The organism is Zeaxanthinibacter sp. PT1 (assembly GCF_028464225.1).
GTDB lineage: Bacteria > Bacteroidota > Bacteroidia > Flavobacteriales > Flavobacteriaceae > Zeaxanthinibacter.
In genome coordinates this window covers 119,463-132,082 of the sequence record NZ_JAQPCN010000004.1, presented here as the reverse complement: position 1 = coordinate 132,082, position 12,620 = coordinate 119,463, and the positions used below count along the sequence as shown (strand labels likewise).

The following is a 12,620-nucleotide window of genomic DNA, read 5'->3' as shown; positions in this document are numbered from 1 at the left end:
AAGGATTTTTAAGATGATTAGGCAATGGTTGCAGTAAAACAGCAGCGAACATGAATATCAAATCCAGTTAACCGGCCATGTTTCATGACGATTTTGCGAGAATATAGGACTTATCCTATTCATGCACTTTTAAACTAAGGAAACGGTTGCGTGCGACTTGTAAGATAACGCAGCCAGCTGATCGCCAGGACGGCCGAAATGGCAGACCCCGTCAACACGCCAATTTTAGCAATTGCCAGCATCTCGGGATCCTTAAATACGATCCCGGCTATAAACAGTGACATGGTGAAACCGATACCCGCCAGGGAAGACAGGCCTGCCAGCATCTTCCAGCTCATGCCTTCCGGGAGCTTGCTGATCCCCAGTCGACTGGCTGTGTAATTGGCGGATAAGATCCCGAACAATTTTCCTATAACCAGCCCGGCGATGATCCCCAGGCTTAAAGGATGAGATATCATGTTTAAAAGGTTCCCTTCTAGACTGATTCCTGAATTGGCGAGGGCGAAAACAGGGAGCACCAGGAAATTCACAAAAGGCTTAATATTTCGTTCAATACGCTGCAGGGGGGTGAGGGCTCTCTTACTGTCCCGGATCACTCCCTGAACGATTTTCACCTGTTCTGTCGTTAGCAATCCAGTAGGGGTTACGCTTGCCGCGGCAAATTGCTCTGACCTGGATACCAGGACTTCTTTATAAGATTCTTCGGTAATCTTGGTCCTTGCCGGAATACATAAAGCTGCCAGGATCCCGGCGAGCGTCGCATGAACTCCTGATAAAAGTAAGGCTACCCAAAGTCCGAATATGCCAACGATTAAATAAAACCAGGTATTCCTGATTCCGATAAAATTACCGACCAGCATGACCAGGAAATACACCAGTGCCGCTAACAAGTTTCCAAAATCAATACCGGTGGTCAGGAAAAATGCGATCACCAGGATAGCTCCTATATCATCTGCAGCGGCCAGGGCTGTTAAAAAAGGCTTCCCGTTCCGCTGTATGGCGTATCCTGTGAGCGACAAAAAACCTACTGCGAAGGCGATATCCGTGGCCATGGGGATACCCCACCCCGCCATTCCGGGAGTTCCCCAGGTGATGGCGAGAAATATCAGTGCGGGCATTGCCATCCCGCCTATAGCACCTATCAGTGGCCCTGTGGCACGCTGTACCGTGGATAAATGACCATCGATAAACTCTCTTTTGATCTCCAGGCCCACAAGAAAAAAGAAATAAGCCATTAGGAAGTCATTGATCCAGTGTTTCAGGGTTTCTTCTATCTTAAATCCTTCGTAGCCTACGGCGATCTTAGTTTCAAACAGCTGTTGGTAGGTTGCGGCCCAGGGCGAGTTCGCCCACCCCATGGCAATGACCACCATGATCATCAGCAAGGCTCCTAAGGTGGTACCGCTGTCAAAAAAGAATCCTATATACTTATAAAACCGATCAATCGGTTTCTTTTTTAGCCTGAACTTCTCTTCCAAAACAATGATTTACCCGCAGAAGTTGCTAAAAAAATTGGTTTTATAAAAAGGTATGTCAAATTATTTTGGAATACCCACTATCACAGGAGGTAACTGTACCACGGAAAGGGTAGAATATCTGTATTTACCATCAATAAAAATTAATTTGTCCAGACAAGTGATCAAATCCAATTAAAAAATTGCAGTAATGCCATCACTCCATTGTACGAGATAACACAGGAAAATAAGAGCGCAGCAAATAATACCAGGTTGAGCCACATACTAACAGTCCTCTCACCGAGTAACTTGCTGTTATTGATCAATAATATAATACCTAAGATTACCAATGGCAGTACAAATACGTTAAACACCTGGGATAAGATCTGCATCTCGATAGGGTTGGCACCAAAGACCGGAACGATCAGCGCAAATAAACAGGCTACAAAGGTTATCAGTTTAAATTGCCGTGAATTGGTATCCAATTCTCCGGATTGATAATCTGCAATCAAAATTGGGGCAATCAAAAGGCATGGAAAAATTGAAGACAGCCCGGCACTGAGTGTACCGAAGAAAAACAATGTCAGGGCAAATTTACCTGCTACAGGCTCAAGTACCCCGACCATATCCAATACCTTTGTTACCGGCTGACCTTGATGGTATAAAGCTCCACTGGCCACGGCCATAATGGTCGCACTAATTACAAAAACTAAGCAGGCTGCTATAATAGCGTCTTTTTTCTGTTGGGCAAGGTTTTTGATTGTCCATCCCTTTCCCTTGACAAATAAAGGTCTGGACAAAAAGGTCGCCGCAGCCATGGTAGTACCTACAAATGCCGCCACCATCATTTTACCCCCTGCAACCCGGGGAATTGACGGAATCAATCCTTTTAAAACTTCTTCCGGCAAAGGGTAAACCATAAACACTGACAGGAAAAATGAAAAAGCCATTATCGTAACAAAAATGACCAGGATTTTTTCAAAAAATGTGTACTTCCCAACCAATAATAATGCATACATCAAAGCGATGAGAATAATGGCAATAATTAAGACCCACTCGTAGTGGTAACCCGATATCGATGGATAATAAATATGAAATATCTCAAAAATGATATTGGCTGAAATCCCCAGAATTCCCATCAGGGAGTTCCACTGCCCAAAAGAGATCCCAATAATAATCAGGATGGCTATAGCCTTTCCATATTTGAGATGATGTTTAAAGGCATATAATCCCGTTTCCCCGGTCAGCAAGGCGTAGTTACCATAGGCATACATCAGGAAACCGGAAAAGATGCAACTGAGCAGAAGCACCCATAGCAATTGCATCCCATAGGTACTACCGGCTACAATCATTGAAGTAACGCTACCAGTTCCTATGGTATAACCGATGGCAAAAATTCCCGGACCAAAAGCTAATACAACCCCTACTATTTTTTTAAGAATCGATACATCTGGGACTTTTTCCTTCATCGGATCAAGCCTTTATTTTTGCAATAATTTCTAAGGTCTTAGCTACCTTTTCCTCCAATTCCTTAAATTCTTTATTTTCGAGAATTTCTTTGCTGATCAACTTAGATCCCATACCTACGCAAGTTACCCCTGCTTCAAACCAGGCGCTCAGGTTACTCTCTTCTGTACTGACGCCTCCTGTGGGCATAACATTTGTCCAGGGTTGTGGTCCCTTAATCGCTTTTACATAACCGGGGCCGTAAGTAGAGCCGGGGAAAAGTTTAATAATCTCGCAACCCAGCTCTTCTGCTTTGTTGATTTCAGCAAGCGAGCCACAGCCCGGGGACCACAAAACTTTCCTGCGATTGCAAACCAATGCTATATCTTCACGTAATGAAGGTGTCACTATAAAATTGGCCCCCATCTGCATAAATAATGAGGCTGCTGCGGCATCGGTAATTGACCCCACTCCCAGGATCATTCCCGGTAATTTCTCGATGGCATATTTATTTAGTACAGAGAACACCTCGAAAGCAAAATCACCTCGTGCTGTAAACTCCATTAACCTTGCCCCGCCATCGTAGCATGCCTTCAAAACTTTTTTTCCTAATTCAACATCGGGGTGATAGAAAAGAGGTACCATTCCCGTTTCCTTCATTACCATTGCCACTTCTATGCGTGAATATTGCGCCATTTTCTTATGCTTTTTTTAAAATTTTATTGAAATCATATTCGGATGGATCTTTTAAGTAGGTCTTTGCCTTTTTATAATCAGCCTCTTCCAGGTAATGAAGGTTTTGAAAGCAGAGGTTAGCAAATTCCGAATCAATATTTACCAACCTCGGCGCTATTTTTCCATCCTTGTCCTGTAGGTCATTTAAAAACAGTGGCGTTACCTCACCGCGAGAATTGGCTGTTACAATACATCCACTCAAGCCTTGATCGTACAGTTTTTTCACTCCCAGACCTAAAAGGGTACACAGGGTTAGATCAAAACCAATGGGTCTGCAACAGCGCAGTTCGTACCCTAATTCTACCGGCCTGCTCTTAATCTCAATGCCCAATTTCTTGAGGCGGGCCTGGACCAGCACATTGAAGATGTGAGACTTACTTACATTTCCGAGTTCTGGATGGCCGTGATCATCATAGGTGAATTTTATCCCGGAATTGTTCAATTCCGATTCGGGCATGATATGGAATACCCCCTCACTGACCAATGCCACCCCGTAGTGGATGCCAAGGATTTTTCTTTTAACCATCGACGAGATGATCAAGCGGATTACTTTGTCAAAGGTGATTGTGGTCTTATCAAACATTTCAGGGATAACCATCATCGGGAAATGACAGCTTGTCGCTATACCGAATGCCAAATGCCCCGCAGACCTCCCCATAGTTGACATAACAAACCAATTATGACTGGTACGGGCATCTTCGTAGGTCGTATTTCCTATACGTACACCTTCATCCTTTGCCGAATGAAACCCAAAGGTCGGGTTACGGTCTGGTAGTGGAAGATCATTATCGATCGTTTTGGGAACATGGATATTAGCCACAGCGATGTTTTGGTCTTTCAGATAACCTGTAATTCGGTTAGCTGTTGATGCAGTATCATCGCCTCCTATACTTACCAGGAGCTTAACATTGTTCTCTAGGAAAAGTTTAGAATTCAACCGTTCTTTCCCCGGTTTAAACCGGCTCATTATCAAGGTTGAGCCTCCCCTGCTAAAAATTCGGTCTGCGTGGTGAAAATCAAATTCTTTGATATCAGGATCTTCTGAAAAAATACCCTTAAACCCTTCATGTAAACCAAGTACCCTGTACCCATCCTTAATAAAGATTTTGGCAACGGTACTAATCACAGCATTTATCCCGGGAGCAGGGCCTCCTCCACAAATTATTAATATTGATTTTCTGGAAGTCATTTCCCTGTATCGTTATCTGGCTACCCTTCCTGAAGCATCGCCACTCATTAATTTCTCCACCTCGGCGGTTGTGACCAAATTCGCATCGCCCTTAATAGTGTGCTTTAAACAAGAAGCAGCAACTGCAAAATTCAGGGCGTTCTGATCATCCTCCGGGTACTTAAGCAGACCGTAGATCAAACCTCCCATGAACGAATCACCACCGCCCACTCTATCCACGATATCCGTAATTTGATACTCTGGTGATTTATACATTTTTTTTCCATCGTACAATACCCCAGCCCAGCTATTGTGCGAAGCAGAGATCGAACCTCTCAAGGTGGTTATTACTTTTTTGGCTCTTGGGAATTTCTTCATCATCTGTTGGCAAACTGACAGGAAAGCTTCTGCCTTTACGTGTTCCCCTTGTGTTGTGATATCTAAACCTTCTGGTTTGATACCAAAATGTTTTTCAGCGTCCTCTTCATTACCAAGTACGATATCACAATAAGAAGTCAGTTCGGTCATAATAGCCTCTCTATCCCCTCCATATTGCCATAATTTTGCACGGTAATTCAGGTCGGTAGAAATTGTTATTCCCATCTCGTTAGCAACCTTAACTGCTTCCAGACAAACATCGGCAGCTCCTTGAGATATGGCCGGAGTAATTCCGGTCCAATGAAACCATGCTACCCCCTCAAATACAGATTTCCAGTCTATCATCCCCTTTTCAATCTCAGCGATAGCTGAATGAGCCCTGTCATAAACAACTTTACTGCCGCGGCTTACGGCTCCCGTTTCCAAGAAATAGATTCCTAAACGATCGCCGCCGTAAATAATTTTATCTGTCCCTACGCCCCGTTTGCGCAACTCCATCAATGCACATTCCCCAATGTCATGTTTTGGCAGGCGGGTAACAAAATCAACCGGTACTCCATAATTCGCAAGGGAAACGGCCACATTGGACTCTCCCCCGCCATAAACTACATCAAAGCTATTGGCCTGTGAAAACCTTAAAAATCCAGGAGGGGCCAATCTTAGCATAATTTCTCCAAAGGTTACTACTTTTTTCATTTGGTACCGTTTTTTGATTAGATTGTATTATTATGGGTTTAACTGAAAGCCAGCCCCCCATTAATGTCAATATTATTACCGGTTATAAAAGATGCTTCGTCGGAAGCTAGATAAGCAACCAGGTCTGCAACTTCCTCTGCCAGACCTTCCCTGCGTAAAGGGGTTCCGGAGGCAACACGATCGCGTACTTCATTTTTTGTGAAATCGTCGTGGAATTTTGTCGCTATCAAGCCCGGACAGACTGCATTAACCCGAATTCCCTTCGGACCCAACTCCTTAGACATCGCCCTGGTAAATGTAGATACCGCACCTTTAGATGCACTATACAATGCCGAACCTCCACCGCCTCCATCGCGAGCAGCCTGGGAAGACAAATTAACTATGGCTGCACCTTTCTCCATTAAGGGTTCAAAAACCTGTGTGACAAATACAACAGATTTAAAGTTAACCCCGATCAAGAGATCAAAGAAGTTTTCATCGAATTCCTGAAGCGTTTTTCGGGCAAATAGTCCTCCTGCATTATTAACTAAAATATCTACATTATCTCCAAACGCTTCGACTGTCCGATCCTTCAGATGCTCAATATCCTCTAGCTTTGAAACATCAGCTTTAACGGCAATCGCCTCTTGCCCCATGGATTCTATTTTGGCTACCGTGTCATTCGCTTCAGACTCCGAGTTATAATAGTTGACTACTACCTTAGCTCCTTCATCCGCCAGTTTGATGGCTATTGTATGACCTATATCTCTTGATCCACCAGTTACTACGGCTACTTTTCCCTTTAACCTACTCATGAATTTCTGTTTTAAATCCCTAATCCTTGTCCACCACCCACTTGAATGGTTTCTGCGGTCATAAATGAAGCATCATCACTCACCAGGAAGGAAATAACAGAGGCTACATCCTCTGGCTTACCTAAGCGACCCAAAAGAATGTTGTTCTTCCAGGATTCAAAAACTTCAGGTTTGGTCGACTTAATCTGGGCGTGAAATGGAGTATCGATTGTTCCCGGGGATACCGCATTTACCCTGATACCATATTCAGCAAGATCTTTGGCCAATGCCCTGGTGATGGCATGAACTCCTGCCTTTGATGTTCCGTAAATCCCGGCACCGGGTCCCCCGGCATTCCATCCCGCGATGGAAGTGTAGTTGATAATAGAGGCGTTTTCTCCTTTTTTCAGAAAAGGGATAGCGGCTCGGGAGGCAAAAAAGGTGGAATCCAGATTTAATGCCATTACCGACCGATAAAACTCCGTGGTCATATCTTCAAACCTGGATCTTCCTCCCAAGCCACCGGCATTGTTGACCAGTACATCTATTTTACCATATTTCTTACCGATCTTTTCGATGTTATCGGTTACTGCATCTTCATCGGTAACATCAAAACCGTAGTATTCCGCCTTAATTCCTTCCGAGCTTAGTTCCTTTACGCGTTCAGCCCCGGCTTCATCGTCGATCCCGTTTAATATCACTGTATATCCATCATTCCCGAGCCTCTTGGCTACCTGAAATCCGATTCCTCCTGTCGCTCCCGTAATAATGGCTATTTTTCCGTTTGATTTCATCTGTTTTGTTTTAAATGTGTTTTAAATAGATTGTAGTTCAACTTTCCTAATTTTCCTGATCAGTATATAAATTGAGAGCATTGACAGTGGGGCCAACACTGCTATAATAATGAAAGCAGGTGTATATGAAACTGTGGTAATCTTCGGTATTAACCAGTTCATAATGATCACTGAAATTGCCGCCACAGTTCCGGCAAGCCCGGCCAGTGTGCCCACCGATGGTCCTCTGAGCAAGTCACTGGATAAAGTTTGAATATTCCCAATGGAGAACTGGAATCCAAACAATACCACACCTACGATATATATAAAGGTCATTGGGTTCTCCCCGGAAACAAAGAATATTATGCCCAGTAAGCCCATGAATATCAGGATTACGCCTATCAGAATAGAGGTCTTCCGAGCAAAATCTACAGATCTGCTTTCCATGAGTTTACCACAGAACCAGCCGCCCAAAATACTTCCAACCATTCCGCCCAGGTAAGAAATCCAAATTGTCTGTCCTATCTCTTCAATACTGAAGTTATATTTTGAATGCAGGTAAAGTGGCATCCAACCTACAAATAGCCACCATATGGGTTCAATAAAAAATCGCGCCGTCAGTACCCCCCACGATTCTTTATAATTTAATATCTGCAGTACTGATAGTCCTTTTTCCTTTTCACCAATTTCTTTAGGGACATCTGGTTTATCTGATAAGATAAGCTCCCTTTCTTTCTCGGTGATCCACGGATGATCCTCGGGTTTAGCCTTATTGATGAAAAGCCAGGGAATGATCCATAGTAGGCCAATGGCTCCTAAAATGATGAAGGTAGTCCTCCAGCCGAATTGTACATATAAGTAGGCAATCAAAGCAGGTGCAATAACGCTGCCTAAAGAAGCACCTGCATTGAAAATTCCCTGCGCGATGGCTCTCTCTTTTACAGGGAACCATTCCCCGTTGCTTTTTACAGCCCCGGGCCAATTACCTGCTTCACCAAGACCCAATGCTCCACGGACAATAGAGAGAGAAATGAGGCCACGAGCAAAAGCATGAAGTACGGCTGCCCCGGACCACAAAGCAATCGAAAAGACAAAGCCCATACGGGTTCCTATCTGGTCGTATAGCTTACCGGATAAGAATTTACCCAAGGCATAGGTCACCATAAAAACATTGAGCATTACGGCATAATCAGACTCGTCCATACCGAGATCCTTGCCCATTTCCGGCCACATCACGCCAAAGGCTGTGCGGTCTATATAATTAATTACGGTGGCAATGCAAATGAGTGCAATGACCCACCATCTTAAACCTTTTAATTTCATTGTCTTGGTTTAAAGTCGTTTGCGATATTCATGAGAAATCCCTGCAGGATTCTCGTCCTGTTTTAAAATAAACTTCGGAATACTATAATAACATTAAATGTTAATCCTTGAAATCTCTCATCCAAACTCAAAAGTGAGCAGGCGGTCCACAAGATTTATCAAGTTTTACTTCCCTCCTTATTCATTCAACATGAAGACAAAATCGTGCAAAAATTGTCTTCACCAATCACTAATTATTATCCGTATGGTAACAATATTGGTACAACACTTTAAAATGAATTTTCATCATCTCCTTGGCTCTTTTGGTATTCTGATCTTTTATGGCCTGGAATATATTTTCATGCTCCTGGATAGCCATAAACGATTGGTTACTATCACATACATGGTATTTTTCAAAGTTTGTTATTATTTCAGGAGTTATGATCAGCATAAAAGTATTCAGGGAACTATTCTTACTGGCCTTGGCGATAGCCAAATGAAATAGTAAGTCTTCCTGAACGGCATCTTCTTTATTTAAAACTTTATCCTTGTAGGCGTCCAGGGCAGACCGTATTGCTTTTAAATCCGCTTCCGTCCTTCTCATTGCCGCCAGTCTGACCGTTTTTAATTCTAATAGGATCCTGGTCTCTACCAGGTCCTTAAAATCCGGAACCTCTAAACTTAAAATGTCCTTCAGCATACCAATCATGGCCACCCGGCCAATATTGGCGATAAATGTCCCGCTTTGCGGTTTGGAGTATAATATGCCATAGAATTCCAGCTTCTGTATAGCTTCACGGATGTTGCTCCTGCTTACACCGAAACGTTCCGACAGCATGCGTTCCGAAGGCAGTTTATCCCCGGGTTCCAAATTTTTAAATTCAATTAAATCACGAATTTTCCCAATAATCTCTTGCTGCAATTCATGCTTCTCATTCGTAGTTAATATTTCAACTTTCATCGTTTTAATTTAATGGACCAAATTGGTTAACCAGATTGGTTTATCAAATTTAGGTAATTAATTTTAACATTTCCTGACGAAACAGGAGAATATTAAAAAAATAATCAAACTGGTATTCAAAGACCGCCAACACTTTAATAATTGGCAGTCTTTAAATATAACTAAACCAAATCAACTCCTATTTTAATGTTCTACTTTTAAATCGTAGAACTTGACCCTGGCATAAGCTCCAGGATCTGTGGTTTGCAGGTAATTCCCTGCTTTAAAATAATTTTCGAAAACTTCCCATCTGTTAAGGTCAATACCTTCATAGCTTATGGACTCCTTACCGTTCAATGTTACAACCATTCGGCCTTCAGAAGCTTCTATATCGATGGTGAATTTTCCAAAATCAACCTTTTCATTAAAATTATAACCTTCATCATTGTCCCAGGAACTGGTTCTAAGAATATCGACCTCCGAAACATTTTTGTCTTTCAGCACCTTACTCTTTAATCGAATCCGGCCATTGTTCCACGATACCTTAAGAATTGGAGGCGCATTATTGTCAGCCTGACCAATGAGCTCTTTTTGTTCATTATTCAATCGCCCATGAATCTGCATAACGATAACATTGTGATAGTTGTCCAAGTCATCTTTCGATATGTCATCTAACTTAAGGTTAGCGGTCATTCTGCCACCGTCTGAAAATTTCCAATTCACGCTATTGCTCCCTGCCACCATCTGCTCCCTCAACTCGGTTCTGGACTTGGAGGAATTCGGTGTGGTCTGCCCGGGATACGCATAGAAAACCAATGATCCGTCCGTAGAATCATTATACATAAATGGAATGAGCGTTTCATTTGTGGAATAGTCCAATATTTCTGGAGGTTCCACTTCGATCGGTTTATTATTTTCACCAATTGGCAATGTTACTTTCCAATTATTCAGATCAATATCCGGTAAAGTATAGGAGTTATTCCCAGTTGTGGATTCGTTATGATCCCCGCTCACCTGCTCCCCCTCCACTTGAAACATCGAATCTTTGCCCTCCGGAATACAAGCGCCTAGAAGTGTTCCAAATAGCACAATTAATAATGCTGCCACCTGGTACCGTCTGCGGTAATGGTTTAATGTGTTAACCTGATTCACCATTCTTTTTAATGCTCTACTTTAAGCTCATAGACTTTAACACTAGCATAAGCTCCTTCATCCCTTGTTTGAAGATAATTGCCTACTTTAAAATAGTTTTCAAATACTCCCCAACGCTTAATGCTCGGGTTATCATAGACGAAAAATTCGCTTTTATTTAAGGAAACCACCATTTTCCCTTCAGTCACTTTAACCTCTAAGGTGAACTTCCGGTCACCTACCTCTTGTTCAAATGTTCTGCCCTTATCATCGGTCCAAGCTTCTTTATGCAAAATCCCTTCCTGGTCTATGCCCTGGTATTTAAGAATCTTCGTCTTGACCCTGATCTTACCTTCCTGCCAATAGATTTTTAACATCGGGGGTGCATTATTGTCTTTTTGGCCTATCTGATCTCGTTGATCGTTGGTTAGGCGACCATGAATTTGTGCAATAATCACCCTATGATACTTACCATCTGAAGATCTGGATACATCTCCCATCGACATTTTAGCTTTGAAATATCCCCCTTGTGCAAAAGTCCAGTTCACATTGTCATCTCCCGGCTCCATTTGCTCCCTCAGCTCAGACCTGGAATACTTCGTATTTGCAGTTGTGGCATCAGTAGGGTATGCATGAAAGACCAATGCCCCGGTTGTAGAATCATTATACATAAATGGCTTTAGGACCGGATTATTTGCATAATCGAGTATTTCCGGGGGTGATACACTAATGGCACCTCCTTTACCCTTTCCCGCCGGAATTGTAACTTTCCAATGGCTCAGATCAATTTTTGGCAGCTTGACCTTCTTCTTTTTCTGCTTTTTTCTGGAGATATTGATTTCCTTATTGTTTTTATGACCGTTCTGGCCATAGTTGTTTATTGGAAATACGAGCATACACATCAGGAAACAAGCTGCCAATATTGTTTTCATTCTCGGTAGATATCGGTTAATTATTAAAGTTGCGGTTCGATAGAAATATTATCTAAACGGGCTTCTTCCCCCTCATTCGTGATCAATATGGAAATAGTTTCATTGGCACCTGTGTTAAAGGGAAGGTCAACTTTTACATATGTGCTTGCCGAGGTTTGGTCGGTGCCTGCAAATGCCACCAACGTCGCATCAGGAACCTGAGCCAGGTCTGTTATAGTGCCTCCTAATACACTTAGGGTAATACTTCCCGGGTTATTTGTTTTAAGTGTATAGTAATAGGTAATTACATAATCGGTATTAGGTGTAACAGCAATTCCATCCTGATAACCAACTCGGTCTCCGGCCGAGGGAAATTTAGCTGCCTGATCGCCGTCTTGTACAGGGCTACTCGTAATCTGGATTACTCCCCCAAAATCATTTCTCCAGGAATCTCGCCCATCACCGGTCCCATCCGGTAAAGACAGATCTTCAAAACTATGTTCCAATACTACCGGGGTGATTGCCGCCGGGACTTCAGGCTCAACCACCTCGATTACTTCGGAAGTAGAACTGCTGGCTCCCAATTTATCAGAAACCGTTAAGGTAACCGTATATGTTCCTTCTCCGGGATATGTATTCTTCGCATCGAGTTCCGTGGAAGAATTACCATCACCGAAATCCCACATAAAATCTGTTGCACTGGACGATAGGTTAGAAAAACTATACACCATCCAGTCATCTCCTTCCCCCTGGGCATAAGAAAAATTTGCTTCAGGCGGGGTCTGGTCATCCAGGGATCCTGCTTCGGGTAGTTCGTATTCAAAATCACAAGCCACTAACAGCAAGGCCGTGATCAATAGAACTACACTATTCTTATAATTCAAAGTATTGCTAATTGTTGTCATAATACAAT

At 42.8% G+C, this 12,620-nt stretch carries 12 protein-coding genes; all 12 read right to left on the bottom strand.

Features of this window, described 5'->3' with window-relative positions:
- Positions 1-134: 134 nt before the first annotated feature.
- A complete protein-coding gene (gene nhaA / locus PP178_RS11715; protein WP_272594535.1) occupies positions 135-1,478 on the bottom strand; it encodes a Na+/H+ antiporter NhaA in 1,344 nt (447 codons plus the stop codon).
- Between the two features lie 161 nt (positions 1,479-1,639).
- The gene (locus PP178_RS11710) at positions 1,640-2,923 is read right to left on the bottom strand and encodes an NRAMP family divalent metal transporter (RefSeq protein ID WP_272594534.1); all 1,284 of its coding nucleotides are present in this window, start codon (positions 2,921-2,923) and stop codon (positions 1,640-1,642) included.
- Positions 2,924-2,927: 4 nt separating this feature from the next.
- Positions 2,928-3,596: a bifunctional 4-hydroxy-2-oxoglutarate aldolase/2-dehydro-3-deoxy-phosphogluconate aldolase gene (locus tag PP178_RS11705; protein ID WP_272594533.1), complete on the bottom strand. Its 669-nt coding sequence runs from the start codon at positions 3,594-3,596 to the stop codon at positions 2,928-2,930.
- A gap of 4 nt (positions 3,597-3,600) precedes the next feature.
- Positions 3,601-4,824, bottom strand: coding sequence for a 6-phosphofructokinase (locus PP178_RS11700; RefSeq protein WP_272594532.1), 1,224 nt, complete (start codon positions 4,822-4,824; stop codon positions 3,601-3,603).
- Between the two features lie 12 nt (positions 4,825-4,836).
- The gene (locus PP178_RS11695) at positions 4,837-5,877 is read right to left on the bottom strand and encodes a sugar kinase (protein WP_272594531.1); all 1,041 of its coding nucleotides are present in this window, start codon (positions 5,875-5,877) and stop codon (positions 4,837-4,839) included.
- Positions 5,878-5,915: 38 nt separating this feature from the next.
- Positions 5,916-6,671 carry an SDR family NAD(P)-dependent oxidoreductase gene (locus tag PP178_RS11690; protein ID WP_272594530.1) on the bottom strand — a complete coding sequence of 252 codons (756 nt, stop codon included), beginning with the start codon at positions 6,669-6,671 and terminating at the stop codon, positions 5,916-5,918.
- A gap of 11 nt (positions 6,672-6,682) precedes the next feature.
- Positions 6,683-7,444: an SDR family NAD(P)-dependent oxidoreductase gene (locus PP178_RS11685; RefSeq protein WP_272594529.1), complete on the bottom strand. Its 762-nt coding sequence runs from the start codon at positions 7,442-7,444 to the stop codon at positions 6,683-6,685.
- Between the two features lie 21 nt (positions 7,445-7,465).
- On the bottom strand, positions 7,466-8,746 hold the full coding sequence (locus PP178_RS11680) for an MFS transporter (RefSeq protein WP_272594528.1): 1,281 nt from the start codon (positions 8,744-8,746) through the stop codon (positions 7,466-7,468).
- A gap of 229 nt (positions 8,747-8,975) precedes the next feature.
- Entirely contained in the window at positions 8,976-9,686 is a 711-nt protein-coding gene (locus tag PP178_RS11675) for a FadR/GntR family transcriptional regulator (protein ID WP_272594527.1), read from the bottom strand.
- A gap of 183 nt (positions 9,687-9,869) precedes the next feature.
- Entirely contained in the window at positions 9,870-10,703 is an 834-nt protein-coding gene (locus PP178_RS11670) for a polysaccharide lyase family 7 protein (protein WP_272594526.1), read from the bottom strand.
- A 122-nt stretch (positions 10,704-10,825) separates the two neighbouring features.
- Positions 10,826-11,728, bottom strand: coding sequence for a polysaccharide lyase family 7 protein (locus tag PP178_RS11665; protein ID WP_272594525.1), 903 nt, complete (start codon positions 11,726-11,728; stop codon positions 10,826-10,828).
- A gap of 23 nt (positions 11,729-11,751) precedes the next feature.
- Positions 11,752-12,612 (bottom strand): PKD domain-containing protein, encoded by an 861-nt coding sequence (locus PP178_RS11660; RefSeq protein ID WP_272594524.1) that lies wholly within the window; start codon positions 12,610-12,612, stop codon positions 11,752-11,754.
- Positions 12,613-12,620: the final 8 nt, after the last annotated feature.